This window comes from Pseudomonas sp. HC1(2025), from assembly GCF_058742075.1.
The window spans coordinates 3,166,671-3,191,400 of the sequence record NZ_CP196017.1 but is presented as its reverse complement, the minus strand read 5'-3'; the positions used below and the strand labels follow the sequence as shown (position 1 = coordinate 3,191,400).

The following is a 24,730-nucleotide window of genomic DNA, read 5'->3' as shown; positions in this document are numbered from 1 at the left end:
AAAAAAGCCCGCTGGGGCGGCGGGCTTGATATGCAACGTTTGTAACGGATGAGGCTTCACAGTACGTCTGCGGATGTGAATAAAACGTGAAAAAAATGTGGATCCAATATTAATTCACAACGTTTTTTCAGATCTTCCACGCCTTGGCGCTTTTCGCCAACCGGGCGTGCATCGCGTCGACATTTGCCGCCAGTTGCGCGGTCAATAGCCGATAGCCATCCAACGCGCTGTGCACTGGAACCTCCAGGGGGGCTTGAGGATCAGGCGCAGCAAGGCTGGTTCGTTCCAAGCGTTGCGTGGCTCCCGATTGCAGGGCCCGCGCCATCCCGATCAACTGCACGCGAATCTGCCGATGCTCGGCCTTGAGTGCCAGCTGCAAGCGCGCCATCGCCTGTTCATCCCGTGGATCGGGGCGCGTATTGCCAAGGATTTCCAGGGTGCTGATGCACATCCGCAGGTGGCGTTGGATCGCATCCAGCTCGGTCATGGAAATCCGCACCTCCTTGGACACCGAGGGCATCAGCGAACGCAGTTGCAACATTGCCGCATTCAAACGATTGAGCAGCTTGAGATGCTCATCATCGGTAACCGATTGGCCACTGATGATCCGGCTGTAGATCGCGGCGCAATCGCGCAGGGCGCTGGCCAGGTTGTAGCGCCAGGAATACACCGCATACAGCGGCAGGGCGAAGGAAAACGCCAGGGCCAGGGCAATGCCGATCAAAATGTCGACCGTACGCCACAGGCCATCTGACAGCGGGTTATCCCCGTGGCCGGCGACGATAAATACCGTGATCCCCGATAGCAACGCGGTGTACCCACCCTTGCCGATGGCGTGATAGGAAAAGAAGCCACACACCACCGACATCAACAGGTACGTCAACAATGGCTGGCCGAAGTACGCCTGTTGCGCTACCAGCAACAGGCCCACACTGGCACCGATCAGCGTGCCGTAGGCCCGTTCCACGGCTTTCTTGCCGATATTGCCGTGGTGCTGCAAGCCGCCAATCACCACCAGCATGGTCACCGAGGCCCATTCACCATGGGGCAGGTTGATACCGGTGGTCAGCAGGATGGTCGCAAGCAGGCCGATGGAAACCCGTACGGCGTGGATCAGTTTGGCATGGCGATAGCGGCGATACGGGTCGAGCAGGGGCCGCAACAGGCGGCGGGCGAAGGGCGGCAGATTCATCGGGCTTAAGCAGGCCTCATCTTTAGATGTTATGCGGTCCAATGTGGGAGCTGGCTTGCCTGCGATAGCATCACCCCGGAGCAACTGATACACCGAGGCGCCTGCATCGCGGGCAAGCCCGCTCCGACATGGGAGCAGTTTAGAAAATATAGTCGGTGGTCAAGAAGCTCGACGCCCGGTCGCGAATGATATCGCTGATCAGTGCTTTGTTGTTGTCCTGGAACTTGGTTGCCACCAGGGTGCGAATCGAGAACACCCGCAGGGCGTCATGCACCGACAGCGTGCCCTCGGCCGAGTTCTTGCGGCCATTGAACGGGAACGTGTCGGGGCCGCGCTGGCATTGGGCGTTGATATTGATCCGGCCCACCTGGTTGGCGAAGGTGTCCACCAGGCGCCCGACGTGTGCCGGGTCGGTGCCGAAGATACTCAGCTGTTGGCCGAAATCCGATTCCAGGACGTAGTCGATCACCGTGTCCAGATCGCGGTAGGGCACGATCGGTACCACCGGGCCGAACTGCTCCTCGTGATACACGCGCATCTGCGGGTTCACCGGGTACAGCACCGCCGGGTAGAAGAACGAGCCACGGCTGGCACCGCCGTTGGCGTTCACCACCCTGGCCCCGTGTTGCACGGCATCGGCCACCAGGCCGTTGAGGTATTCCACCTTGCCCACTTCCGGCAGCGGCGTCAGTGAGACGCCGTCCTCCCATGGCATGCCCGGCTTGAGGGTGGCGAGTTTCTGGTTGAATTTCTCGATGAAGCGCTCGACCACTGACTCATGCACAAACAGGATTTTCAACGCGGTGCAGCGCTGGCCGTTGAAAGACAGCGAACCGGTGAGCGCTTCGTTGACTGCGTTATCCAGGTCGACCTCTGGCAGCACGATGCCGGGGTTTTTCGCATCCAACCCCAGGGCTGCACGCAGGCGATGGGGGCGCGGGTGCAGCTTCTTCAAATCACTGGCCGCCTTGTTGGTGCCGATAAACGCAAAGATATCCACCTTGCCGCTGGCCATCAGCGCACTGACGGTTTCCCGCCCGCTGCCATAGATCACATTGATGACCCCGGCCGGGAAGCTGTCGCGGAACGCTTCCAGTAACGGGCGGATCAACAGCACGCCGAGCTTGGCCGGCTTGAACACCACGGTGTTGCCCATGATCAGCGCCGGGATCAGCGTGGTGAAGGTTTCATTGAGCGGGTAGTTGTAAGGGCCCATGCACAGCGCCACGCCCATGGGCACGCGGCGGATCTGCCCCAGGGTGTCCTGTTCCAGCTCGAAGCGGCTGGAACGGCGGTCCAGCTCCTTGAGGGCGTTGATGGTGTCGGTGATGTAGTCACAGGTGCGGTCGAACTCTTTCTGTGAATCCTTGAGGTTCTTGCCGATTTCCCACATCAGCAGTTTCACCACGGCATCGCGCTGTTCGCGCATGCGCCGCAAAAACGCCTCGACATGCTGGATACGCTCGACCACCCGCATCGTAGGCCATTGACCCTGGCCACGATCATAGGCCCGCACTGCGGCGTCGAGGGCGAGCAGGGCGGTTTCGGCGTCCAGCAAGGGCGTGCTGCCGATAATCACTGGCGTGTCGCCGTCAGCGCCTGCCAACTGGACCGGGCTGCGCACCTGGGCCAAGGGACCGTTCCAGATGCGCAACTGGCCGTCGACCAGGTAGTCGCGCTGTTCGATGGGGGCGGCGAGGCGAAATTGCTCGGGGATGTCATTGGCGGTGGGAAACAGATTGGCAAGCAGGTGATTGGTGGTCATGTCGCTACCCCTGGAGTGGTTGCACAGCTTGAGTCAGAGATTCCTCCATCCGAGGGCTCTGTTGCAAGGCTTACACGTATTTCCCTACGCACAGTGGGGCTGTGCCGGGTAAACTACGCGGCTTTCTTGAAGGAGTTCATATGAGTCAGTACCAGCCGGGCATTCTTGCCGCACCGGTGCCGTTGCAGGCACGCCATCTGTTTTTTGCCATCGAGTCCATCGACGCGGTGCCGGCTGCGCTCGACGCGTTGGTACAGTTGGCCGACTCGGCAGTGGTGGTGGGGTTGGGTGAGCCGCTGGTCAATGCACTCGGCGCTCGCATCGAAGGGCTGCGCAGCTTCCCACACGTTTCGGCGCCCGGTGCCAACAACCCGTCCACCCAACAGGCGCTGTGGTGCTGGCTGCATGGTGAAGACCGTGGTGAATTGCTGTTGCGCAGCCGGGCCTTTGAAAAGGCCCTGGCGCCGGCGTTTCGCCTGGTGCAGATGACTGAAGGTTTCCGCTACAAGACCGGTTTTGACCTGACCGACTACGAAGACGGCACCGAAAACCCCCACGACGACGCGGCAATCGAAGCCGCCGTCGCCGGCAGCGGCGCCAGCTTTGCCGCGATCCAGCAGTGGCAACATGACCTGGACGGGTTCGCCGCCTTACCGGCCGAGGAGCGTGACCACATCATCGGGCGTCGCCATGGCGATAACGAAGAGCTGGACGACGCCCCCGAGTCGGCCCACGTCAAGCGCACCGCCCAGGAGAGCTTTACCCCCGAGGCCTTTGTGGTGCGCCGCTCCATGCCCTGGGCCGAAAACGGCCAGGCGGGGTTGATGTTCCTCGCGTTCGGCCATTCCTTCGATGCCTTTGAAGCCCAGTTGCGCCGCATGAGCGGCCTGGAAGACGGGATTGTCGACGGCCTGTACCGCATCAGCACGCCGTTGACCGGTGGTTACTACTGGTGCCCGCCACTCAAGGACGGTCACCTGGACCTCAGCGCGATCTGCGCCTGACCCGCTTGCCGCCGAGAGCGGCTAGCGATCAGTTGTCTTTCAAGGCCTTCAACCACGCTGGATCCAGGCGTGTTTGCTCGGCCTTGATCCCCAGCGCCTTCATCTGCGCCTTATGTTTCTCGACCTCGGCGACCAGTTGTGCCTGGGCGCTGGTATTGGCGTCCAGCTCGTGCATTTGCGTCAGCCCCAGGTGATAGAACCGCAGCAGCTTCATCGCCGTCGGATCGTTGGCCTGTACCCGCTCGGTCACCTTGTGCATCACATTGGTAACCCGCATCAGGCTGCGCTTGAGCTGCCAGCCATAGATCGCCGGCGCGAGCCAAGCCTGTGACCAGAGCGGGCCACGTACCAGGGCGATGGTCAGCACCACACCCGCCACCACACCGCCGACATTGAAGCGAAAGTTGTCGCCGCCAGGCTCGCCAAACAACATCACCGCCAGGCTCGACAACAGCATGGCCAGGGCGATGAAGATCACCGCGACGATCAACGTGCTGCGGCGGGTCTGCTGGCGATAGGTTTGCGGATCGACAGGTTTGATCTCAAACATGCGGGGGGCAGTCTCCATGAGCTAAGTAGGGGTATTGCGCGGCGCGGCATCTTCTCACGGTTTGTCGGCGGGCGTGAGAAAGTTGAACGATGGCGGTCGGGGTTTTCTCTAAGAAATGTGTGCATCGTGAGCAAAGCGAAGGAGATGGCTGTGACTGAACAATCGAAAAAGCCCGCTGGCCCGCATTCCTCGGAACACGCCAGTGACCAGCACGACCTGGGTTTCGATCCAGACTCCCCGGACGTGGCCGACCCGCAGGTTGACCCCGTCGGCCCGGCCATTGCCCCGCTGGACAAGCAGCACAACGCCGGCAAGCAGCCGGCTTATGACCCCCTGGGCAACCTGAAACCCAAATAGCTCCCACAACTGTAGGCGCCGGCTTGTCGGCGATGAGGCCCTTTGGCTATTGCCCGTCGCCGACAAACCATCCCCTACAAATGCTTGGGCGCGAGCCAAGTAACCTCGGTGATGCCGTATTTCTCCGCCCATGGCCGGGTAGTCTTCTTGGTGCGCTCATGGCCAGGACGGCCAATACGCCCGACATGGGCCACTCCCGCATCACAGCTGGCCCAATGCCATGCCTCGGCGTTGTTCATCACCTCCGCCCGCACCACAAAGGACTTGGGTTCGCCGTGCAGCCTGTAGTGGATGGTGTAGATCGTTGCCGTGCCCATATTGCCTCCCTGTTTTGATATGGAGTTGATGCAATTAGGTTCAGAAAGGTTCAGAAAGTTTGTGCCACATCCCTACGACCCGTTGCCACAGATCAGTATTGGCAGCAGCAACGGTTACGGGTATTAGTGGAACCTTCGCCCCGCGCCCAAGGATCGCGCCATGTCCCAGGATTCACCGAGCCTGACCCACAGCCGCCTGTACCTGCAACGCCTGGGGTATGACACCCCGCCCGCGCCCACATTGGCGACCCTGGCGCAGTTGCAGTTGCGCCATGTCAGTACCTTCGCCTTCGAGAACCTCTCGGTCCTGTCACACCTGCCGGTGCCCCTTGACCTGGCCAGCATCGAGCAAAAAGTCCTGTTCGACGGGCGGGGGGGTTATTGCTATGAACTGAACCAGATGTTCCTGGCCTTGTTGCAAGAGCTGGGCTTCGAGGCGCGAGGAATCACCGGTCGGGTGGTGATCGGCGGGCCGCCTGATGCGCATACCGCGCGCACCCATCGCCTGAGCCTGGTGACCCTTGAGGGTGTGCGCTACATCAGCGATGTCGGGTTTGGTGGCATGGTGCCAAGCAGCCCCTTGCAACTGGACAACCTGGCGCCACAGGCCACCGCCCATGAGCCCTATCGCCTGACCTTGAATGCCGGAAGCTACACCCTGTGGGCCCAGGTAGGCGAGGAGTGGCGTGGGCTGTACGTGTTCGACCTGCAGTCGCAGTCGCACTACGACTATGAAGTGGGCAACTGGTATGTCTCCACTCACCCCGACTCGCCATTTCGCAGGCAGTTGAAAGTGGCGTTGATCGCACCGGGGCTGCGCCGCACCTTGAACAATGGCAACTACGCGGTTCATCACCTGGGCCGCGACAGCGAGAAACGCACGATCAGCGATGTCGACGAACTGTTGGCGCTGCTGCAGCAGGCGTTTGGTTTGCGCGTACCCGAACACCCGCAACTACGCCTGCGACTGGCGCAAATATTGGCCCAGACTTGATGCGGATTTGTATAGAGGCTTGATCTAGAGCCTTCGCTGAAGCGTTTTACCTCCGAATCCAAGGCAAATTAAATCGAACCTTTTGCAAAACAGGGGGTTCGAACCGATTCCTGAATAATTTGCCCACCTCAAAAGGAGATGTAAAACGATGTCCAGACTATTCGGAAAAATCCTCAAGAATTCTTCGGTCCTGGCCCTGGTTGCCGCGCCGGCCGTGGTTTTTGCTGCACCGTCCACCGACCCGATTTCCACCTTCGGTATCCTGGGCAGCTACAACGACTTCAAGCTCGAAGGCGGTAGCGAAAGCGAAAAGGACCATATGCCGCAAGCCGGGGTGTTCTATAACTTCGGCAACAAGCTGACTGCCGAATCCGGCTTCATCTACCAGGCCGGTGTAGACGCCAAGTTCGGCAAGAAAAGTGACAACAAGCTCAAGGACGGCCAGGCCGATCTCGATCTGGGCTGGCGCGCCGCCCTGGATGCGCGCAACTTCGTCGATGTGCTGGTCGGTGGTGGCTACAGCTGGACCCGTTATGAGCCGGACTCTGGCGACTACGACATGAAACTCACCAGCAAGTCGCCGTTTGCCAAGGCGGCGGTGGGTTACAACCATCAGTTCGACAGCATGACCATGCGCGTCGAACTGGGTGCGCGCCACACCCTCGACGGCCGCACCAAGCTCAAGGTCGACGGCATCGGCAGCGACACCGTGGACCTCAAGGACCGCACCAATCCCTACGCCGAAGTCAGCCTGCTGATGAACCAGAACGGCGACCTGCCAGTGATGGCCGGCCTGTATTACACCCGCACCGAGTACAAGCTCGATGAGGATTCCGAAGTAGCCGATAACACCAAGCTCAAGCGCGATGAGTACGGCTTCAAGGTCGGCCTGGCGTTCTAAGCCAGTTGTCGCGGGCGCCGGCGGTCTGTCATGGAGCGCCGGTCGCCCGACCCTGTCCGCCCAAGCCCCCCTTTGTGTCCCCCAATACCCTCAACACCGCGCCGCCACTGACTTAGTGTGAACCCTGCTGTTCACACAACAAGAGAGGGTGGCTATGTGGTCTACAACCCCCCGTCGCATGGGGTTGCTGCTGGCCTTGCTGGGCCTGCTGTCAGCCTGTAACGACAAACCGCAACATCCCCCGCCCGCCACGGCGAGCAACGCCGTGCCCACCGACCTGGCGCTGGCCCGGCTCTACGACACCAGTTGCAAACTCTGTCACGCCAACCCTGCATCCGGCGCGCCACTGACCGGCGACAGCCAGGCCTGGGCCCCACGTGTTGCCCAGGGCGCAGACACGCTGCTGGACCATACCCTCAACGGCTACCAGGGCATGCCGCCGATGGGTCTGTGCATGCAGTGTTCCGAGGAGCAGTTCCTGGGGCTGATCAGCTTCATGGCCGGTGTTCACATTCAATAATAATGGGGTAGGTGATGGTGCTTTCACGCAGGCAACTGTTGCAGCGTTCGGCCGCAGTCGGCGCGTTCCTGGCAATCAGCAGCAAACCGGCGCTGGCCCAGTTGGCCCGGGCGCCGCGCTTGATCCCGTGGCGCAACTGGTCGGGTGCACAAGCCTGCCTGCCCCTGGAGCGCCTGGCGCCCAAGGACCTGGATGAGTTGGTGCAGGTCATCCGCCACGCCCCGGGCAAGGTCCGCCCGGTGGGTTCGGGCCATTCATTCAGCGCCTTGGTACCGACAGATGGCACGTTACTGTCGCTGAGTTTTTTCAATGGTTTGCTCGATCACGACCCCGGCAGCCTGCAAGCCACCTTTGCCGCCGGTACGCCCATGTCCCGTATGGGGCCTGCGCTCAAGGCGGTCGGCCAGGCGCTGCCGAACATGGCAGATATCGACTACCAGACCCTGGCCGGCGCCATTTCCACCTCGACCCATGGCACCGGGGTCGGTTTTACCTCGTATTCCGCCGGTGTCACCGGCCTGCAACTGGTGACGGCCCAGGGCGAGGTGCTGGAGTGCGACGCTGGGCGTGAGCACGAGGTGTTCAACGTCGCCCGTGTGTCCCTGGGCGCGCTTGGCGTGGCCACCCGCGTGCGCATGCAAAACCGCACGCCTTATCGCCTGCGGGAGCGCCAATGGATCGCCCGCACCGAGGAGCTGTTGGAGGACGTGGCAAACAACACCCGGGAGAACCAGCACTGGGAGATGCTGGTGGTGACCCATTCCGACTACGCGTTGTCCATCGCCCTCAACGAAACCAGCGAAGCCCCGACCCCGCCAATCGACCCGTCAGAGGCGGGCGGCAATGAGTTCGTGTCGATTATCGAAAACCTCGACAAATATGCCAGCGACTTCCCCGCAACCCGCCGCACACTGCTCAACAGCCTGCGCTATTTCGCCAGCTTCCAGGACCGGGTGGCCGAATCGTTCGAGGTCTACGCCAACGTGCGCAATGTGCGTTTCAACGAGATGGAGTATTCGGTGCCCGCCGAACATGGCCCGGCCTGCCTGCGGGAAATCCTCAAGTTGATCCGCGACAAGGACCTGCGTACCTGGTTTCCCATCGAGTACCGCTACGTCAAGGCCGACGATATTCCCCTGAGCATGTTTGAAGGCCGCGACAGTTGTTCGATCTCGGTGCACCAGCACTACACCATGGACCATCACAACTTCTTCGCTGCGGTCGAGCCGATCTTCTGGAAATACGCCGGCCGGCCGCACTGGGGCAAATTGCATAGCCTCAATGCCCGCACCTTGCAGGACCTGTATCCGCGCTGGAATGAGTTCGCGCGGGTGCGCCAGGCCCTCGATCCCGGCGGCAAGTTCCTCAACGCGCACCTGTCATCCATCCTGGGAGTTGCCTGATGAACCGCAGAAACTTCATGGCCGGCACCCTCGGCGCCGGAGCCTTGCTGGTGGCGGGCGCCGCGCTGCTGCGTCCGGCTGACCGGGGCGCGCCGTACAGCGCGTATTTTCGCCAGTTGAACCAGCAGCTCAAGGCCCATGGGCCGATGCGTCCGGTGTTGCTGATTGACCTGGATCGTCTGGATCACAACATCGACATCGTGATGCAATCAGTGCGGCGCGGCGGCAAGCACCTGCGGCTGGTGGAAAAATCCCTGCCTGCGCCGGGCCTGTTGGCCTACATTGCCCAGCGCGCCGGCACACAGCGCCTGATGTCGTTTCACCAACCCTTTCTGAACCATGATGCCCAGGTGTTCCCCGACGCCGATATCCTGCTGGGCAAGCCGTTGCCGGTGCGTTCTGCCGAGCTGTTTTATCAAGGGCACCAGGGGCCTTTCGACCCCGCCCGGCAATTGCAGTGGCTGCTGGATACGCCACAGCGCCTGCAGCAATACCTGGCGCTGGCCCAGGGCCTGGGCACACGGCTGCGGATCAATATCGAGCTGGATGTGGGCCTGCATCGCGGCGGTATCAGCGATAACGCAGTGTTGGGGCAGATGCTCGGACTGATCAGTGCGCATCCCCAGCATCTGGAGTTTGCAGGGTTCATGGGCTATGACCCGTTTGTCGGCATGGGCGTGCCGGGCATCCTGGGCTCGCCCCAGGCGTTGTTCGACAAGGTCATGCAGCGTTACCACGGTTTTGTCGACTTTACCCGCCAGCAGTTTGCCGCGTTGTGGCGTGATGGCCTGACGCTCAATACCGCTGGCAGCCCCAGCTATGGGATGCATGAGCAGGAGCAGTTGAGCAGCGAAGTCTCTGTGGGCACCGCCATGCTCAAACCCACGCATTATGATTTGCCCTCCCTCAGCGAGCACGTCCCGGCGGCCTACATCGCCACGCCGGTGCTCAAAAGCACCGGCGCGGTCAACATCCCGGCGCTGGACGACAAGTCCCGGTTGTTGTCTTGGTGGGATCGCAACCAGCGCGAGACGTTCTTTATCTATGGCGGTAACTGGATGGCTGAGTTCGAGTCGCCCCTGGGGCTGCAAAGTAATGGCTTATATGGCCGCAGCTCCAATCAGGAGATGGTCAATGGTTCGCCGGGGGTTGGCTTAAACATCGACGATCAGGTGTTCTTGCGCCCGACTCAGACTGAGTCGGTGCTGTTGCAGTTTGGCGATCTGCTGGCGGTGCGCGGCGGCAAAATTGTCGACAGCTGGCCGGTCTACACGGGTTGAAACTGCGCACGCCTGTGTAGGAACCGGCCTGTGGCAAAGGCCTTGTTGCAGGGCGGCTACAACGCAAACGGGATCGTTAGCTTGGCCCACAACATGTCGCCTTGCGGCCGGTTCTCTACATCAAATTCCTTGGCCCAGCGGATCTCCGCACTGGCGTACTTGAGAAAGGTGAAGTACACCGCCGGCCCCACCGCAAACACCTGGCCCCGCACCCCATCGTCGACGTCTTCGCCGTAGAAAGTGGTGACAGTGCGCCCGTACTGCTTATCGTCAGTCGTCTGCTTGAGATAGTAGCCATTGATGCCCAGGCTGACGTTGTCGCTCACTTTGTAGCTGGCCGAGTAGTCGAAGTGGAAAATCTGCCCGGAGCGGTAGTCGGTGTCGTGGTTTTCCTGGTTGAAGCTGTAGGTGGTCTTGATCGACAGTTCAGTGCGCTCGTTGGGTAGCCATGTCACCGACACCAGCGGCTTGTAGGTGTAGAAGTTGTTGCTGGTGTTGGCCAGGCGCGAGGCATCGTACTCACCGGTAGGCACAGTGATTTCCACGGCGGCGCCCAGGGTCAGGTTTGTGCCCAGGTCCCACAGGATGATCGGCGCGATGGTGGTGTCGCCCATGCTTTCGCGTTGGTCCGACATGCCGAACAGCGCCACTTGTTGCTTGAGGTATGGCTGGGCAATGTAGCCGCCCAGCCGCCCGCCAAACACCCGCAGCGGGCTCAGGTAGTCCAGGCGCGGGATGATCGCGTCCGAGCGGATCTTTACCTGCGCTACTTTGCCCCCCAGGGAGCTGATGTCCAGTTTCGTCGCTTCATAGTGGTTGTAGTAAAGGTTGAAGGCGAACATGTGGTCCGGCAGGTGATCGACATCCAGGGGCAGGATGTAAAAGCCATCGGTACCGGGACCGATATTGTCCACGCCGCCCTCCGTGGCCAGGGTCGGCAGGCTGATAAGGGCCAGGGCAAGGGGCAGGGGGGCAAGCGCGCGGGTTGGGTTCATGGCTGGGCTCATTATTATTGTTGGATGAATGCACCGGCGGCCCTCATCGCAGCCGCGCCCATAGAAATAAGCCCTTGGCGCCCCAGTGGGCAGGGTATTGGCGGCCACATAAGGGGGCTTTGCCGGACACCGTTCATTCAGAGTGCGGCGAGCCTTGCAAGCACCTATGATTGTCAGGATGTTTCTAAAACAATAACCGGGCATAGAGTCGGGAATCGCAGATCCATGCACAGCAAAACCGTTGATCCACACTACGAATTGGCGCTGGTGTCGCCTTTTCTCCTGCAGACCCTGGGGCAGGTCGTGGCGCAGAAGGGCGCCAATGCCGAGCATCTGTGCCGTGGCCTGGGGTTTACCCTGGCCGACCTGGAAGACCCGGCGCTACGCATTTCCTATCGCCAGGCGGTGGCGATGATCCAGCGTGCCCTCAAGATCCTGCCCGAGCAGGGCCTGGGCCTGTGTGTCGGCAATCAGAACGTGCTGGGCACCCTGGGCCTGCTGGGGCATGTCATCTCGTTGTGCAAGACCTTGCGCGATGCCTTTGCCGTGGGCGAGCGCCACCAGCACACCTCCGGCGGTATCGCCACCTCACGCACCCATGAAGGCACGCAGGAGGTCATGGTGGATGTCGAATGCCTGTTGCCTTATGCCGAGGTCCAGGTGTTTGCCGCCGAGGAGTTCTTCGCCAGCCTCATGATCTACGGTCGCACCCTGGTGGGCAGCGAGTTCAAGCCATTGCGCATGGAGTTCATGCATGCGCCGCCGGTGTATGCCGGCGAGTACCAGCGTTTGTTCGGTGACGATGTGCGCTTTGGCTGCCTGCATAACCGCATGGTCCTGGAGACCCGGTGGCTTGATGTGCCGTTGCCCAACCACCATGCCCTGGCATTGCGTCAGGCCATTGGCCTGCTGGAACTGGAAAGTGCCGAACTGCACCGCAAAATGGACCTGATCCAGGCGGTGGAGCGCGCCATTTCCCGCGACTTGCAGGGCAGCCAGCTAGAAAAAGTTGCCCGTGACCTGAACATGAGCGGGCGCACCCTGCGCCGGCGCCTGACCGACCATGGGCTGACGTTCGAAGCCTTGCTCGAACAGGTACGTCGCTCTCGCACCATGGGGCTGCTGGGCAACCCCGGGTTGTCCATCGAGCGTATTACCCAAGAGGTCGGCTACAGTGACGTACGCAGTTTTCGCCGGGCGTTCAAGCGCTGGACGGGGCTCAGCCCCAGTGCGTTTCGGGGCATGCCCACGGATTTGCATTGAACCCCGCAGCCCGCTCAGTGCCACATTAGGGCAACGCACACTTATCTGGAGGTTGGCATGCGCACCATCGATCTGGCGGGTACCCCGGTTCCGGTCATCGGCCAAGGCACTTGGCGTATGGGTGAAGACCCTGGACAGCGAACGGCACAAGTCGCTGCGCTGCAACTGGGCATCGACGAAGGCATGACCCTGATCGACACCGCCGAGATGTACGGCGAGGGCGGTGCTGAAGAAGTGGTCGGGCAGGCGATCCAGGGGCGCCGCGAGCAGGTGTTCCTGGTCAGCAAGGTCTACCCCCACAACGCCAGCAAAGCCGGGATTCCCCGCGCCTGCGAAGCCAGCCTCAAGCGCCTGGGTACCGACCACATCGACTTGTATCTCCTGCACTGGCGCGGGCAATACCCCCTTGCAGAAACGGTTGAAGCCTTTGAACGGCTGCGTGACGCCGGCAAAATCGGGCGCTGGGGTGTGTCCAACTTCGACGTCTCGGACCTTCAAGAGTTGGCATCACCTGCCTGCGCCACCAATCAGGTGCTCTACAACATCGAACAACGCGGCATCGAGTTCGATCTGTTGCCCTGGTGGCAACAACACAACCTGCCGTTGATGGCGTACTGCCCAATCGCCCAGGGTGGACAGCTGCTGGCCAGCCCCACCCTCAAGCAGATTGCCCGTCGCCATGGGGTGACACCGGCCCAGGTTGCCCTGGCGTGGGTATTGCGCCAGGACGGCGTTATCGCCATCCCCAAGGCCGTGACCCCCGAGCACGTGCGTCTCAACGCGGCGGCGGCCAGGCTGGTGCTCGACGAGCATGACCTGGACGCCATCGACCGGGTATTCGGTGCGCCGATACGCAAGCATCCGCTGGCAATGGTGTGATGTCGCGACGCGATGCCGTTTTCGCTGCCCGCAAAGGTTACCCGCTACGGTCAGCCAGGCCATGTAACTGACAGTACTCAGCCCACTCCAGGCCTGCCATCTGGGCCACTTCCTTATGCACTTCCAGGCGCTTGGTCTCGAACTCCTGCGGCGACTGGCTGATCAGCTGCAGCGTCAGCTCCCAGGCGAACAGGTTCTGCGCCTCGGCCTCGGCCTCAAAGGCTTCGTGCAGGCGTTCGGCACGGTATTGGGCCATGGTTTCGCGCTTGGCCTGGGCGGCCAAGGGGTTCAGCGTGTCCAGTTCGGCGCGCAGCTCGGGGCGCTGCTCCAGGAAAATATCCAGGGCAAGCCGAAGGTTTTCGCCAGGTTCAGACAAGGGGTTACTCCAGCAGTACAGGTTGCCCGACCTCAGGACGAGGCTTGTTCGTAGCGGCTCTTGCGGCGGGCGCGTTTACGCAGGCGATTGGCCGTCCACTGTTGCAGCGGATCGAGCATAAAGAAAAACAGGTACGCAGCGAGCACCAGGGTCAAGTCGACCCAGGTTTTGCTGATAGGCCCTTCGACGGCTTCGACCGCGGCCTTGATCAAAAACAGTACGGCGACCCCACACAACCAGAGCACTACAGTGAAAACCAGAGGTCGTGCGCGATTTGAAATCCTGCGTTGCATGTTCAATACATCTCCCTGAGATCCCTGGGTCAGTCGGCGTAGCGACCCCTTGGGTGTAAAAGTGGTCCGTGGCTCGAGTCGTTCGATACCGGCCTGGGGGTCGACAGACCCACGAAGCTGATGACCTGTGCGGGCTGCAGTTGGTTCCGAAAACCTGCTCCAGACGCGTGGGCGCAAGGCCCGTAAGCGCACTATTGTTTCAAAAAGCGTAGGAAATTACACCCTTGTCTGCACGCCAACTGGCCCCGCAAGACGGCGCATCGCCGCCAGACGCGGCAAAGTCCTTTCATTTTCGCGGCCTGCACGTGTAGCGTTAAGCCATCGTTGAAGACTCTGGTCGAGGGGCTGGCCCCGCTGGGATGGCCCCAGGGCAAGGAGATAATCATGGCGCAAACGCTGTTCAAACTCTTCTTCACCCGGCGCCTGGCGGCTTTGGCGAGCACAGAGTCGTTGCGGGCCATCCGCGAAGGCTTGCTATGGATCTTGCCGTGCCTGCTGGTTTCGGCAGGGTTCCTGCTGTTGTCTGAATGTGCGCGTATCCTCGATTTTCCCCCGCCGCTGGTGGCCTTCCTGGCGGGCCTGCACGCCAAGATCAGTTCAGTGATCCCGCTGCTGGTGGCGGCTTCCATCGGCTATATGCTGGCGATCCAGCACCGCTTGCCACAGTTGCCGGTGGCCTTCCTGTGCCTGGCGCATGTGGTCATTGCGACCTTTGTCCTGCGCGATTATCCACGGGCGTCGGCAACCTTCGTTCTGTTTATTGCTATTGCTTCGCCACTGATCAATGTCCCGGCGATTGCCTGGCTGCATCGGTGGCGCTGGACCCGCCTGGTCAACGAAGACCTGGTGGGGCACAACCTCAAGGGCACCGTCAACATGGTGGTGCCAGGGGCAATCACCGCATTGCTGCTGGTGGTGATCTTGTCGTTGCTGTTGCAGGTACCCCATGTGGTGCAGTTCCAGGGCCCGGTAATGCTTGATGCGTTGCAGTCGCCTTATGGCAGCGGGATGTTTGTCACGGCGATCAACTCGCTGCTGTGGTTTTTTGGCATCCATGGTGTGTATGCGATGCAACCGCTGTTTGACGCACTGGACCAGGCCGTGGTGCTCAACAACACGGCGCTGGCGGCGGGGGAGCCGATCCGGTACCTGTTGAACGGCGGCCTGCTGGGCTGCTTTGCCTTTATTGGTGGCGCTGGCGGTTCCCTGTGCCTGTTGCTGGCGATCCTGCTGTTTTCCAAGACCCAATCCATGCGCCTGCTGGCAGTGGCCAGCCTGCCGCTGTCACTGTTCAACGTCAGCGAAGTGTTGCTGTTCGGCTTGCCGATCATCCTCAACCCGCGCCTGTTCATACCCTTTTTAGCCGTGCCGGTGATCAACACGGTATTGGCGTTACTGGTGGTGCAGGCCGGCTGGGTTTCGCCTGCGGTGGCCAGCGTGCCATTTACCGCGCCGGTGCTGCTCAATGCCTACCTGAGCACCCAGGGCGACCTGGCTGCGGTGGCGTTGCAACTGGTGCTGCTGGGCTTGGGCACGCTCGTCTATGCGCCCTACGTGCGCGCGATCCATCGCCAGGCGCAAGAGGGCGGTACGGTTTACCTCAAGTCATTTGACATGACCTTTCACGGGCTCGAAGAAAAAGGCCGCCTACTGGAACTGGACCCGGTGCTGGCGTCGCACAAGGCGCTGGCACGCCAGGCCATTGAATTGAGCAGGATCCAGCAGATCAGCGACTACGAGTTCTACCTGGAGTACCAACCCCAGGTGTCCTCCCTGACGGGCCTGTGCACTGGCTGCGAAGCACTGATGCGGGCCCGCGATGGCCAAGGCAAGGTGCATTCGCCCTGGGAGTTCCTCCAGTGGCTGGCCCAGGCCCGGTTGATGCCGGACGTGGACTTGTGGGTCGCCTCCCAGGCCGTACGCCAATACCTGAAGTGGCAGAAAATCGGCTTTGCGCTGCCGATCACCATCAATGTCTCCAGTGCCACCCTGACCGCCCCGGCGTATGGCCGGCAACTGGTGCAAATCCTGTCCCAGGCCAACGGCCAGGTGTCGGTGGAGATTACCGAGGATGCGCTGGTGGGCGACATTCAGATGACCCGGCAGATGATCGAAAAACTGCAGGGCATTGGGGCCAAGGTCTATATCGACGACTTTGGCACCGGGTTTTCCGCGCTGAGTTATCTGCACCAGTTCCCGGTGGACTACATCAAGATCGACCGCAGCTTTGTCGTGGCCCAGCAGGACCCCAAGGGCGCCCAGGTATTGATCGGCATGTTGCGCTTTTGCGAAGCGCTGAACCTGGGAGTGGTGGTTGAAGGGGTGGAAACGGCCGAGCAATTGGCCTTCGTGCAGTCGGGCAGGGGCCACGCCGGGGCAGAGCTGATTATCCAGGGCTGGTATTTCAGCAAAGCATTGCCCTGTGACGGGGTACAAGACTTTGTGCGCAAATGTGCGGCCAATGGTAATGCGCAGGCCGGCGTATAAATCCTTCTACATATAACCCGCGTATTGAAGTGTCCGCTTTAATGGGTCTTCCTACTGCATACACAGCTAATTCGTAGGACTAGTCGCAAATGGAAAATGCCCTCTGGTGTGCGGCGTTTTTTCAGGTAGATTATTTAATACGAATTTTGAAAAAGAATTTTAAATTGAAACTTACTTAATGGCTGTGTCCTTGCTCAGTGTCTATGCCTTGGCTTTTAGTGCGGCAGGCATGGCATTTGAGGCGCGCAAGGATTTTAAGTTACACCTGCGCAAAGTTTGGCTTTTAGTGATCTGCCGATTAATCATTACGGCGGACTCAATGCGGCTTTGACTCGGGAAGTTGTTGCTTAAACAAGTGTAAGTATATCGTTAGTTGAATTTGAATTTGGCTGGAAAGAGCGTCTTGCGGTTTACCGTGGGCGCTTGATCATGGCCATTATCCCGGCGACTTAGTTCGCTATTTATGTGAGGAAAAATAATGAAAAGCTTGAAGACCCTCGTTTGTATAAGTTCCTTTGCTCTGTTGTTTGGCGCAGCTTCCATGGCCAGCGCTGTGTCGATCACCCCGGAAGGCCCGTTTACCACTGATCCAGGCACCATTGTTGTAACGTCGCCATCTTCCCTGGGAGCTCCCATTTCGTGCGGCATCGTGTTCGGCGGCAATGTCAGCGGTGGTGTCGCCACCGTGACGTCGGCCACATTGACCGGCGGTGGCCTGTGCAATCTGCCGAAGCTGAAAAACATTCCGTCTCCTGGCTGGGTGTTGACCGCCACCAGCTATAACGCGAGCACCGGCACCGGCACTGGCACCGTGTCAAACGTGGGCTGGACCGTGGCATTCCCGGCATCCAACTGCGGCGCGGGTACGTTGAATGGTGAATGGGACCAGGCGACCCGCACCCTGACCGGTAAAAACCAACCGCTGTCCGGCAACTGCGCCGTCCAATCCTTGAGCGTCAGGGTGCCGACGCTCAGCGTAGGGCCGTGAGCAACTCACTCTCTGGTGCAAAGGGCTGATCACCCGTGAAAGGCAGGCGCCTCGATAGAGGCGCCTGTTGTACGGCGGATAACAAAAAGGAGTCGAGCATGAGTGACAAGAAGCAGCAGGCCCGGGTATGCCTCGGCCTGGCAATGTGGGCTGGGCTGATGGCCGGGGGCAGTCAGGTCCAGGCGGGCGCATTCATGACGCCGACGGCCAGTACTGCCGGCTGGGGGCGGGCGTTCGGTGGAGGGGCGATGTTCCAGAACGATCCCTCGGCGGCCTACAACAACCCGGCGGCGATGGCATTTATTGACCAGAGCATCTCGCAGTTCACCCTCAACTACGCCGACATCGACATCAAATACAAAGGCTCGGCACATGACTACATGGGCAATCCGGCGTCCAGCACGGTGTTCGACCCGGACACTGGCCTCACGACGTCCACCCCCCGTACTGGCAACGGTGGCCAAGGCGGCTTCGACGCCTGGGTGCCGAGCGGCTTTGTGGTGATACCGCTCAACGAGCGCTTTGCCTTCGGCCTGAGCCAAGTGGTGCCCATGGGCGCACGCACGACGTGGGACGAAGATTGGAAAGGCCGCGACTTTGCGGTGGACACCAAGATCGAAACCGTGGGCCTGACCGGTTCGTTATCGTTCAAGGTCAATGAGCAGTTTGCCGTGGGCGGCGGTGCGATTGTGCAGCACACCAAAGGCTTCGTGAGCCAGAACGTCGACCTGTATGCCGCCGCCGCGCAGTCGCCGGACCTGGGCAACATTCCCTTTCCGGCGGGCCAGGGCAGCGCCTTGATGCGGGTCAAGGTCGACAACACCTCCCTGGGCTGGTTTGCCGGCATGGCCTGGAAGCCGACGTTGCACGACACCTTCGGCCTGAACTACCACGCCAAGATCAGTAACAAGCTGGAGGGTAAATACAATATCCATGCCGATGCACTTTCCAGGGACCTGATGACCACCCCGGTACTCGATGGCAAGACCCTGGTCGAACTGGCCTATCCGGGCCTGCATCTGTATCCCGGTGGTGCCAATGCCTCGGCACAGTTGGACATCCCGGCCAATGCGTCCCTGGACTGGGTCCACCGGTTTTCTGAGCGCTTGACCCTGGGCCTGAGTGCCACCTGGACCCAATGGTCATCGTTCAAGGCGCTGACCTTGAAGTCGGATGGCAGCACCCTGGTATCGATTCCGTACAACTACAAAAACACCTGGACGTACGCCATCGGTGGCGACTACGCCCTCACCGACGAGTTCACCCTGCGCAGCGGCGTGGCATTTGACCAGACCCCAACCCCCAACTCCACCCGCGACCCACGGATCCCGGATGGTGATCGGGTATTTGCGTCCCTGGGTTTTGGCTACCACATCCGGGCGATTCCGGGCTTGAGCATCGACGGCGCTTATTCGCGGCAGTTTGTGCAAAGTGTCAAGCTCAAGACCAAGAACATTGACCGTCTTGGCGCCGCGTCGCTAGAGGGAAAAGCCCAGATCAAAGGCGAAGTGCTTAGCCTGGGCGCTACCTACGCCTTCTGAGCGAGATCCCCTGCGAGCACGGGCTAGCCAGCTCCTACAGTGGGTCGGTGGTGTGGCCAAACTTCTGTGCCCGGCACAGATCCCCTGTGGGAGCGGGCTTGCCCGCGATAGCTGCAGCCCACTCACCATCCCTCTTGGCGGGTACACCGCTATCGCCAGTCACCCACCCCCATATCAATGTGAAGTCCCCTCAGCAAACTCGATCTTGTTCCCCACGTTGTACTTGCCCGAAGGCTTGTTCATGGGAATCCGCTTGACCTCCTGCAGCGTCTGGCTGTCATACACGATCAACGCACCCTCGCGATCCCAGATGCTCAACAGCAGGTAACGCCCATCCCGGGTGAACTCCACGTGCGCCGCCGTCTTGCCCGGCATGGGCCGCAAGGTGTGGGCGATTTCCAGGGTCTGCTTGTCGATCAAGTGGATCGAATCATTGCCGGGCGCAAAAAACACATCACTCCACACATAGCGCGAGTTGCTGTGGCTGCGCATAAAGAACCCCGGCCCGAGGGTGGGGATCTGTTTGATCAGCTTCCAGGTCTTGAGGTCCAGCACCGAGATCTGCCCCTTGCTGATATTCGGCGTGGCAAACACCCACTGCCCGTTGCGCTGCCAGTAAGTCCCCGAGCCTAGGTGCGGCATGCCGGCCAGCGCAATGTCGGTGACCACCTGCCCGGAATCGAGGTCGATCACTTGCCCGCCGCCGGCCTTGCGCGAGGTGGCGAGCAGTTGGCGATAGTCAGGTGAAAAGGAAAAATCATCGAGCACATCCTGGGCCTGGATGCGCCGGGGTTCGAAGCTCGGGCTGGGCGCCGCATAGGACAACTCCCAAACCTCATTCACATCCTTGAGGGCGACGATAAAGCTGTTGCGCGGAGGAGCGGTGTACACCGCGCTGACCCGCGAGTTTGTCGGTAAGGTCTTGACCAGCGACAGATCGCGCGCATCCAGCACCACCAGGTTGCCCGGCAGGTAATTGCCCACCAGCACCCAGCGCCCGTCCTTGCTCACCGCGAGGTTGCGGGTATTGAGCCCGGCGCGGATCTCGGCGATCAGCTTGAGGTTGTGCAGGTCATACAGGCTGATCCAGCCGTCGCGCGAAGCAAAGTACACAAAACGCCCGTCCGGAGAAAACTTTGGCCCGCCATGTACGGCAAAGTGCGAGGCAAAGCGGTCGAGCACTTCAAAGCGATCACCGTCGAGAATATCGATGTGATGGTCGCCGGACTCCACCACCACAAACAGGTTCAGCGGGTCGGCGTGGTGTTGCGGGGTGCTCGGCAGTTGGCTGAGGTCGGCCAATTGGCGATGGCTGCTACGGATATCCTGCTCGTTCCAGGTCGCGGGGGTGGCCGGCGGCTGTTGCAGAAAACTCACCAGGGCGTCGATCTGTTGCGCCGTCAGCAGCGGCGCGAATGCCGCCATCTGGCTGGCCGGGCGGCCGTGTTCGATCACCTGGCGCATCTCGGCCGGCTTGATTCGCCCCAGGCTCTCGGGCAACAACGCCGGGCCGCTGCTGCCGACCCGGTTGAGGCCATGGCAGCTTTGGCAATGCTGCTGGTAATCGGCGGCGGCATCCGGTGCGCCGTGGGCGGCGCTGGCCCAGAGCAGCGGCACCAGCCACAGGCGTTTCATACCGCCACCCTGGACGCCGCGAAGTGGCCGGGCACAAGGCTGGCGGGGTAGTGCAGGGCGGCGTCGGCAAACAGGTCGACCACCTGCCCGATCACCGTCAAGGTCGGCACGCCGGGCTCGCACATCAGCGCCAGGGCCGGGAGCAGGCGCAGGGTGCCGCGATGCACCTGCTGGTCGGCGCGGGCGCCGTTGCAGATCAGCGCCGCTGGCGTGTCGGCGGGCAGGCCGGCACCGATCAGGCGCTCGGCGATCATCGCCAGGTTCGACAGGCCCATGTAGAACACCAGGGTCTGGCTGCCGTCGGCGAGGCTGTCCCAGGGCAACTTCAATTCGCCGTCGCGCTGCAAATGCCCGGTGACAAAGCGGCACGAGTTGACCAGGTCACGATGGGTCAGCGGGATGCCCGCATAGGCGCTGCAACCGGATGCCGCCGTGATGCCGGGCACCACCTGGCACGACACACCTTGCGCCAGCAGGTACTCCAGCTCTTCGGCACCGCGGCCAAACACGAACGGGTCGCCGCCCTTGAGCCGCACCACCCGCTGCCCCTGCTGGGCCAGTTCGGCCAGCAGTTCGTTGATCTGCGCCTGGGGCAGGCTGTGATAACCGCTGGCCTTGCCCACGTAATGCCGGGCGCAGGTCAGTGGGATCAGGGTCAGCAGATCGGCACTGATCAGGCGATCGAACACCACCGCATCGGCCTGCATCAGCAGGCTCCAGGCGCGCAGGGTGAGCAGGCGCGGGTCACCGGGGCCGGCGCCGACCAGGGCGACTTCGCCGGGGTGGAAGGGGCTGTGCAGCACGGAGGGTAATGCGTGGGATGAGTGCATGAGACTTCCTTGGTTCATCATCAGGTTGGCGGCCCCCGGTTGTGTCACCAGGTGGCCGGCCGGGGGTTCAGCGTGCCGAGCAAGGAATCAAGGTGGGCGGTGTACGGGCGATCTCTGCATCGCTGAGGTAGCAACCGGGGTCCGGGCCCCAGAGGTCGCCGTCGGCCCAGGCGCGGGTGCGCGTGTTGCCGTTGCAGATCCCCAGCCAGCGGCACTCGGTACAACGGCCACCGATCTGGCGTGGGTATTGGCGCAGGCGCAGCAGCAACGGGTCGGGGCGCTCCAGCCAGATCTCGCGGAACGAGGTGTGGCGCACATTGCCCACCGAGTATTGCCACCAGTAAGTGTCCGGGTGCACTTCGCCGGTGTTGTCGATATTGGCAATGCCGCTGCCCGAGGCATTGCCGCCCCAGGCATGCAGCAGGTGTTCAAGTTGCGGGTAGTGTTCCGGCAGGTGCTGGTGCACCCATTGCAGCAGCAACACGGCGTCGGCGTCGTTGTTGCCGCTGACAAAATCACTGGCCACGCCATTCTGGATGTCGTCCCAGGCCTGCTGGAAAATCATCAGCATGGCCTCGCGGCTCATCTGCTGGTGCGCGTCCAGTTGCCGGCTGCGTTTGCCGCGCCCACTGTAGTTGAGGTGCGAGAGGTAAAACTTCTGCACATCGTATTCACGCATCAAGGCCAGCAATTGCGGGAGCTGCGCGTGGTTTTCCTGGGTCAGGGTCGTGCGCAGGCCGACGCGGATACCCGCCTGGCGGCACAGGTTGATGGCGTGCATCGAGCGCTCGAAACTACCTTCGCATTGGCGGAATGCATCGTGGGTGGCCTTCAAGCCATCGATGCTGATGCCCACATAGTCAAAGCGTGCGGCGGCGATCTGCTGGATGTTGCCTTCATCGATCAGCGTGCCATTGCTCGACAGCGCAACAAAAAAGCCCTTGGCACGGGCATAGGCGCTGAGTTGGAACAGGTCCTCGCGCAGTAGGGGTTCGCCGCCCGAGAGGATCAACACCTTGACCCCGGCCTCGTGCAGGTCATCGATCACCTTCAGTGCGGCCTCGGTGTCCAGTTCATCGCGGAACACGCTGTCGGCGCTGGTGGCATAGCAGTGCTTGCAGGTCAGGTTGCAACGGCGCAGCAGGTTCCAGATCACCACCGGCGCGCGCTGGCTGCCCGGTTTGGCGCTGCGCGGTGGTGGGCATTGGCCGGCCAGGGTGCGCAGGTAATGACTGATCCTAAGCATAAGATGTTCCTTCTTCAGCGCGCACGTGCAGGAGCGAGGGGAGAGCTCAGGCGCAAGCCGGTTTTTTTCAGGATGCGACTGCTCACCAGCATCTCGTCCGCCCGGCCGGCATCGCCCAGCAGGAAGCGCAGGTGTTCGCGGTAACTGTCGATTTCTTCACGGCTACGTCCATGCACCATGGCGAACAGGTTGTACGGCCAGTCCGCGCGCCGGGGGCGGCGGTAGCAATGGCTGACAAAGGGCTGGGCGCCGATCAGTTCGCCCAGGCGCGGCATCTGTTCGTCGCACACATCCCACACGGTCATGCCGTTGTGGCGGTAGCCCAGGCGATAGTGGTTCGGCACGGCGGCGATCCGGCGGATGGCGCCTTCCCCTTGCAGGCGCTTGAGCAGGTCCAGGGTCGATTCGACGCTGATGCCCAGTTGCTCGGCGAGCCAGGTCCAGGGGTCTTCCACCAGCGGCAGGCCGGCTTCGGTCAAATGGACCAGGCGCTGGGCCAGGTTCTCGTCAAACCGGGAAATACAGGCCGACATGGTAGGTTTGCTCCTTGGGCAGGTTAAGCACCTCAAGCCCGGTCAGGGTGTGGATATGCGCCAGGGTCTGGTCGAGGTCGTCGCAGGTTGCGCAGGCCAGCACAAACCACATGTTCCAGGGATGCTCGCGCCGGTAGTTGTGGGCCACTTGCGGCAGGTCGTTGAGTTGCGCCGCGACCTCTTCAAAACGTGATTCGGGCACCGCAAGGGCGGCCAGGGTGAACGCGCCCCCCAGGCGCTCGATGTCGAACATCGGCCCGAAGCGCGTCAGCACGCCGTCTTCGAGCAGCAGGTGCAGGCGGTCGAGCAACGCGTCGGGCGTGCTGCGTAGCTCATCAGCCACTGCCTGCCATGGATCACGCACCAGCGGCAGGCCCCGTTGCAGGCGATTGATCAGTTGCCGGTCGAGTTCATCCATGGGCCCATACCTGTGACGGCGGCGGCGCAAAACGCCCGCCGCATTGCTTGAACATGCGCGTGCTGAACAGCAGGTGGTGGGGCAGGTCGCTGAGCAGATGCTGTTGCAGCAGCGCCTCGATCTGCGCCTGTACCGCTGCGCGTTCACGCCCGTGCACCATGCAGAACAGGTTGTAGCGCCAGTGCGGCAAGCGCCGTGGCCGCTGGTAGCACAGGGTGATGCCCGGCGCGCGGCCCAGGCGCTGGCCGACTTCATCGATCAGTGCATCGGGCACATCCAGCACCAGCATCGCATTGGCCACATAGCCCAGGGCGCGGTGGTTGAGCACCAGGCCGACGCGGCGGAACAGACCCTGTTCCTGCCATTGCTGCATCTGCTTGAGCACTTGCAGGTGATGGGCTCCGATCTGCTCGGCGAGGTCTTCATAGGGCCGCGACACGCGCGGCAGCCCGCGCTCCAGGCACTGGCGCAGGTCAAGCAATTGTTCATGGTTCAGCGGCGCGATCACGGGTGGACTCCCAGGGCGAAACCCAGGTCGATGCGGTAGGAGGTGAGCATGGGCAGGTCCAGGGGGATCAGGCCGGTGTCCTTTTCCAGCTCTTCCAGGATCTGTTCCAGATGGCGGCGATTAGGCCCGGTCAGCACAAACCACAGGTTGTAGTGATGTTCGCGGGCGTAGTTGTGATTGACCTCGGGGTAGCGGCTGATGCGCGCCGCCACTTGCTCCAGGCGCTCGGCGGGCACAGCCAGGGCGGCGAGGGTACTGGCGCCGGCACGGCTGTGATCGAACACCGGCCCGACCCGCGACAGCGCGCCCGCCAGTTCCAGGCGCTGCAGGCAGGCCATCAGCTCGCGCTCGCTGCAACCCAGGGTTTGCGCCATTTCCAGGTAAGGCTCGGCACACAGCGGCATGCCGTGTTGATAGCGGTCGATCAGGCGTGCGGTCAGTTCATCCAGTTCCAT

The 24,730-nt window shown here is 61.6% G+C and carries 26 protein-coding genes; 12 read left to right on the top strand and 14 right to left on the bottom strand.

The annotated features are described in order from the left end of the window. Nucleotides 1-127: 127 nt before the first annotated feature. Together ACSSVH_RS14295 and ACSSVH_RS14290 are read right to left on the bottom strand one after the other, a co-directional pair. The gene (locus ACSSVH_RS14295; protein ID WP_492633346.1) at nucleotides 128-1,192 is read right to left on the bottom strand and encodes an FUSC family protein; all 1,065 of its coding nucleotides are present in this window, start codon (nucleotides 1,190-1,192) and stop codon (nucleotides 128-130) included. Between the two features lie 139 nt (nucleotides 1,193-1,331). After that, complete coding sequence (locus ACSSVH_RS14290; RefSeq protein WP_492633345.1) at nucleotides 1,332-2,957, bottom strand: NADP-dependent glyceraldehyde-3-phosphate dehydrogenase; 1,626 nt, start codon at nucleotides 2,955-2,957, stop codon at nucleotides 1,332-1,334. 140 nt (nucleotides 2,958-3,097) lie between these two features. On the opposite strand from ACSSVH_RS14290, the gene ACSSVH_RS14285 reads away from it, so the two are divergent. Then, on the top strand, nucleotides 3,098-3,961 hold the full coding sequence (locus tag ACSSVH_RS14285; RefSeq protein WP_169953067.1) for a Dyp-type peroxidase: 864 nt from the start codon (nucleotides 3,098-3,100) through the stop codon (nucleotides 3,959-3,961). A gap of 28 nt (nucleotides 3,962-3,989) precedes the next feature. Here the strand turns inward: ACSSVH_RS14285 and ACSSVH_RS14280 are convergent, their stop codons facing one another. Beyond that, nucleotides 3,990-4,511, bottom strand: a complete 522-nt coding sequence (locus tag ACSSVH_RS14280; protein WP_170041256.1) for a DUF3087 family protein — start codon at nucleotides 4,509-4,511, stop codon at nucleotides 3,990-3,992. A gap of 150 nt (nucleotides 4,512-4,661) precedes the next feature. On the opposite strand from ACSSVH_RS14280, the gene ACSSVH_RS14275 reads away from it, so the two are divergent. Further along, on the top strand, nucleotides 4,662-4,868 hold the full coding sequence (locus tag ACSSVH_RS14275) for a DUF6021 family protein (protein ID WP_492633344.1): 207 nt from the start codon (nucleotides 4,662-4,664) through the stop codon (nucleotides 4,866-4,868). A 74-nt stretch (nucleotides 4,869-4,942) separates the two neighbouring features. On the opposite strand, the gene ACSSVH_RS14270 is transcribed toward ACSSVH_RS14275, so the two are convergent. Further along, entirely contained in the window at nucleotides 4,943-5,185 is a 243-nt protein-coding gene (locus ACSSVH_RS14270; protein ID WP_169953073.1) for a DUF6555 family protein, read from the bottom strand. A 160-nt stretch (nucleotides 5,186-5,345) separates the two neighbouring features. Between ACSSVH_RS14270 and ACSSVH_RS14265 the strand changes: the two genes are divergently transcribed. The 5 genes from ACSSVH_RS14265 to ACSSVH_RS14245 all read left to right on the top strand — a co-directional run bounded on the left by ACSSVH_RS14265 (nucleotide 5,346) and on the right by ACSSVH_RS14245 (nucleotide 10,283). Beyond that, nucleotides 5,346-6,179 carry an arylamine N-acetyltransferase family protein gene (locus ACSSVH_RS14265; protein WP_169953075.1) on the top strand — a complete coding sequence of 278 codons (834 nt, stop codon included), beginning with the start codon at nucleotides 5,346-5,348 and terminating at the stop codon, nucleotides 6,177-6,179. A gap of 148 nt (nucleotides 6,180-6,327) precedes the next feature. Continuing rightward, nucleotides 6,328-7,080 (top strand): outer membrane beta-barrel protein, encoded by a 753-nt coding sequence (locus ACSSVH_RS14260; protein ID WP_492633343.1) that lies wholly within the window; start codon nucleotides 6,328-6,330, stop codon nucleotides 7,078-7,080. 154 nt (nucleotides 7,081-7,234) lie between these two features. Further along, nucleotides 7,235-7,600 (top strand): c-type cytochrome, encoded by a 366-nt coding sequence (locus ACSSVH_RS14255; RefSeq protein WP_432754235.1) that lies wholly within the window; start codon nucleotides 7,235-7,237, stop codon nucleotides 7,598-7,600. A 74-nt stretch (nucleotides 7,601-7,674) separates the two neighbouring features. Then, a complete protein-coding gene (locus ACSSVH_RS14250) occupies nucleotides 7,675-9,003 on the top strand; it encodes a D-arabinono-1,4-lactone oxidase (RefSeq protein WP_492634716.1) in 1,329 nt (442 codons plus the stop codon). A gap of 68 nt (nucleotides 9,004-9,071) precedes the next feature. Then, nucleotides 9,072-10,283 carry a DSD1 family PLP-dependent enzyme gene (locus ACSSVH_RS14245; RefSeq protein WP_492634715.1) on the top strand — a complete coding sequence of 404 codons (1,212 nt, stop codon included), beginning with the start codon at nucleotides 9,072-9,074 and terminating at the stop codon, nucleotides 10,281-10,283. Nucleotides 10,284-10,339: 56 nt separating this feature from the next. On the opposite strand, the gene ACSSVH_RS14240 is transcribed toward ACSSVH_RS14245, so the two are convergent. Continuing rightward, on the bottom strand, nucleotides 10,340-11,278 hold the full coding sequence (locus tag ACSSVH_RS14240; RefSeq protein ID WP_492633342.1) for a SphA family protein: 939 nt from the start codon (nucleotides 11,276-11,278) through the stop codon (nucleotides 10,340-10,342). Nucleotides 11,279-11,503: 225 nt separating this feature from the next. On the opposite strand from ACSSVH_RS14240, the gene ACSSVH_RS14235 reads away from it, so the two are divergent. Together ACSSVH_RS14235 and ACSSVH_RS14230 are read left to right on the top strand one after the other, a co-directional pair. After that, entirely contained in the window at nucleotides 11,504-12,541 is a 1,038-nt protein-coding gene (locus ACSSVH_RS14235) for an AraC family transcriptional regulator (RefSeq protein ID WP_432754233.1), read from the top strand. A 57-nt stretch (nucleotides 12,542-12,598) separates the two neighbouring features. Continuing rightward, the gene (locus ACSSVH_RS14230; protein WP_169953085.1) at nucleotides 12,599-13,420 is read left to right on the top strand and encodes an aldo/keto reductase; all 822 of its coding nucleotides are present in this window, start codon (nucleotides 12,599-12,601) and stop codon (nucleotides 13,418-13,420) included. 37 nt (nucleotides 13,421-13,457) lie between these two features. Here the strand turns inward: ACSSVH_RS14230 and ACSSVH_RS14225 are convergent, their stop codons facing one another. Together ACSSVH_RS14225 and ACSSVH_RS14220 are read right to left on the bottom strand one after the other, a co-directional pair. Continuing rightward, on the bottom strand, nucleotides 13,458-13,796 hold the full coding sequence (locus ACSSVH_RS14225; protein ID WP_169953087.1) for a DUF6388 family protein: 339 nt from the start codon (nucleotides 13,794-13,796) through the stop codon (nucleotides 13,458-13,460). Between the two features lie 32 nt (nucleotides 13,797-13,828). Continuing rightward, nucleotides 13,829-14,041 (bottom strand): hypothetical protein, encoded by a 213-nt coding sequence (locus ACSSVH_RS14220; RefSeq protein ID WP_346266482.1) that lies wholly within the window; start codon nucleotides 14,039-14,041, stop codon nucleotides 13,829-13,831. A gap of 432 nt (nucleotides 14,042-14,473) precedes the next feature. On the opposite strand from ACSSVH_RS14220, the gene ACSSVH_RS14215 reads away from it, so the two are divergent. The 3 genes from ACSSVH_RS14215 (at nucleotide 14,474) to ACSSVH_RS14205 (ending at nucleotide 19,105) form a co-directional block, all read left to right on the top strand. Continuing rightward, nucleotides 14,474-16,576 (top strand): EAL domain-containing protein, encoded by a 2,103-nt coding sequence (locus ACSSVH_RS14215; RefSeq protein ID WP_432754232.1) that lies wholly within the window; start codon nucleotides 14,474-14,476, stop codon nucleotides 16,574-16,576. Nucleotides 16,577-17,054: 478 nt separating this feature from the next. Next, nucleotides 17,055-17,564, top strand: coding sequence for an alkane oxidation protein activator PraB (praB, locus tag ACSSVH_RS14210; RefSeq protein ID WP_169953093.1), 510 nt, complete (start codon nucleotides 17,055-17,057; stop codon nucleotides 17,562-17,564). A 98-nt stretch (nucleotides 17,565-17,662) separates the two neighbouring features. Continuing rightward, a complete protein-coding gene (locus ACSSVH_RS14205) occupies nucleotides 17,663-19,105 on the top strand; it encodes an outer membrane protein transport protein (protein WP_170057215.1) in 1,443 nt (480 codons plus the stop codon). 174 nt (nucleotides 19,106-19,279) lie between these two features. Here the strand turns inward: ACSSVH_RS14205 and ACSSVH_RS14200 are convergent, their stop codons facing one another. The 7 genes from ACSSVH_RS14200 to ACSSVH_RS14170 all read right to left on the bottom strand — a co-directional run bounded on the left by ACSSVH_RS14200 (nucleotide 19,280) and on the right by ACSSVH_RS14170 (nucleotide 24,730). Continuing rightward, complete coding sequence (locus tag ACSSVH_RS14200) at nucleotides 19,280-20,740, bottom strand: cytochrome D1 domain-containing protein (RefSeq protein ID WP_492633341.1); 1,461 nt, start codon at nucleotides 20,738-20,740, stop codon at nucleotides 19,280-19,282. After that, the gene (cobA, locus tag ACSSVH_RS14195; RefSeq protein WP_432754229.1) at nucleotides 20,737-21,570 is read right to left on the bottom strand and encodes a uroporphyrinogen-III C-methyltransferase; all 834 of its coding nucleotides are present in this window, start codon (nucleotides 21,568-21,570) and stop codon (nucleotides 20,737-20,739) included. Before cobA ends, ACSSVH_RS14200 begins: the two co-directional genes overlap by 4 nt. A gap of 67 nt (nucleotides 21,571-21,637) precedes the next feature. Next, nucleotides 21,638-22,816 (bottom strand): heme d1 biosynthesis radical SAM protein NirJ, encoded by a 1,179-nt coding sequence (nirJ, locus tag ACSSVH_RS14190; protein WP_169953103.1) that lies wholly within the window; start codon nucleotides 22,814-22,816, stop codon nucleotides 21,638-21,640. 14 nt (nucleotides 22,817-22,830) lie between these two features. Continuing rightward, nucleotides 22,831-23,349 carry a siroheme decarboxylase subunit beta gene (ahbB, locus tag ACSSVH_RS14185; protein ID WP_492633340.1) on the bottom strand — a complete coding sequence of 173 codons (519 nt, stop codon included), beginning with the start codon at nucleotides 23,347-23,349 and terminating at the stop codon, nucleotides 22,831-22,833. Further along, entirely contained in the window at nucleotides 23,324-23,767 is a 444-nt protein-coding gene (locus ACSSVH_RS14180) for an Lrp/AsnC family transcriptional regulator (protein WP_169953107.1), read from the bottom strand. Before ACSSVH_RS14180 ends, ahbB (ACSSVH_RS14185) begins: the two co-directional genes overlap by 26 nt. Further along, a complete protein-coding gene (ahbB, locus tag ACSSVH_RS14175) occupies nucleotides 23,760-24,275 on the bottom strand; it encodes a siroheme decarboxylase subunit beta (RefSeq protein ID WP_169953109.1) in 516 nt (171 codons plus the stop codon). The genes ACSSVH_RS14180 and ahbB (ACSSVH_RS14175) overlap by 8 nt, the downstream gene beginning before the upstream one ends. Next, on the bottom strand, nucleotides 24,272-24,730 hold the full coding sequence (locus ACSSVH_RS14170) for an Lrp/AsnC family transcriptional regulator (protein ID WP_169864180.1): 459 nt from the start codon (nucleotides 24,728-24,730) through the stop codon (nucleotides 24,272-24,274). Before ACSSVH_RS14170 ends, ahbB (ACSSVH_RS14175) begins: the two co-directional genes overlap by 4 nt.

Excerpts from the sequence above, each read along its gene's own strand:
- ACSSVH_RS14295 (WP_492633346.1), bottom strand. The coding sequence starts at position 1,192 with ATGAATCTGCCGCCCTTCGCCCGCCGCCTGTTGCGGCCCCTGCTCGAC.
- ACSSVH_RS14290 (WP_492633345.1), bottom strand. The coding sequence starts at position 2,957 with ATGACCACCAATCACCTGCTTGCCAATCTGTTTCCCACCGCCAATGAC.
- ACSSVH_RS14285 (WP_169953067.1), top strand. The coding sequence starts at position 3,098 with ATGAGTCAGTACCAGCCGGGCATTCTTGCCGCACCGGTGCCGTTGCAG.
- ACSSVH_RS14280 (WP_170041256.1), bottom strand. The coding sequence starts at position 4,511 with ATGTTTGAGATCAAACCTGTCGATCCGCAAACCTATCGCCAGCAGACC.
- ACSSVH_RS14270 (WP_169953073.1), bottom strand. The coding sequence starts at position 5,185 with ATGGGCACGGCAACGATCTACACCATCCACTACAGGCTGCACGGCGAA.
- ACSSVH_RS14265 (WP_169953075.1), top strand. The coding sequence starts at position 5,346 with ATGTCCCAGGATTCACCGAGCCTGACCCACAGCCGCCTGTACCTGCAA.
- ACSSVH_RS14260 (WP_492633343.1), top strand. The coding sequence starts at position 6,328 with ATGTCCAGACTATTCGGAAAAATCCTCAAGAATTCTTCGGTCCTGGCC.
- ACSSVH_RS14255 (WP_432754235.1), top strand. The coding sequence starts at position 7,235 with ATGTGGTCTACAACCCCCCGTCGCATGGGGTTGCTGCTGGCCTTGCTG.
- ACSSVH_RS14240 (WP_492633342.1), bottom strand. The coding sequence starts at position 11,278 with ATGAACCCAACCCGCGCGCTTGCCCCCCTGCCCCTTGCCCTGGCCCTT.
- ACSSVH_RS14235 (WP_432754233.1), top strand. The coding sequence starts at position 11,504 with ATGCACAGCAAAACCGTTGATCCACACTACGAATTGGCGCTGGTGTCG.
- ACSSVH_RS14230 (WP_169953085.1), top strand. The coding sequence starts at position 12,599 with ATGCGCACCATCGATCTGGCGGGTACCCCGGTTCCGGTCATCGGCCAA.
- ACSSVH_RS14215 (WP_432754232.1), top strand. The coding sequence starts at position 14,474 with ATGGCGCAAACGCTGTTCAAACTCTTCTTCACCCGGCGCCTGGCGGCT.
- praB (WP_169953093.1), top strand. The coding sequence starts at position 17,055 with ATGAAAAGCTTGAAGACCCTCGTTTGTATAAGTTCCTTTGCTCTGTTG.
- ACSSVH_RS14205 (WP_170057215.1), top strand. The coding sequence starts at position 17,663 with ATGAGTGACAAGAAGCAGCAGGCCCGGGTATGCCTCGGCCTGGCAATG.
- ACSSVH_RS14200 (WP_492633341.1), bottom strand. The coding sequence starts at position 20,740 with ATGAAACGCCTGTGGCTGGTGCCGCTGCTCTGGGCCAGCGCCGCCCAC.
- cobA (WP_432754229.1), bottom strand. The coding sequence starts at position 21,570 with ATGCACTCATCCCACGCATTACCCTCCGTGCTGCACAGCCCCTTCCAC.
- nirJ (WP_169953103.1), bottom strand. The coding sequence starts at position 22,816 with ATGCTTAGGATCAGTCATTACCTGCGCACCCTGGCCGGCCAATGCCCA.
- ahbB (WP_492633340.1), bottom strand. The coding sequence starts at position 23,349 with ATGTCGGCCTGTATTTCCCGGTTTGACGAGAACCTGGCCCAGCGCCTG.
- ACSSVH_RS14180 (WP_169953107.1), bottom strand. The coding sequence starts at position 23,767 with ATGGATGAACTCGACCGGCAACTGATCAATCGCCTGCAACGGGGCCTG.
- ACSSVH_RS14170 (WP_169864180.1), bottom strand. The coding sequence starts at position 24,730 with ATGGAACTGGATGAACTGACCGCACGCCTGATCGACCGCTATCAACAC.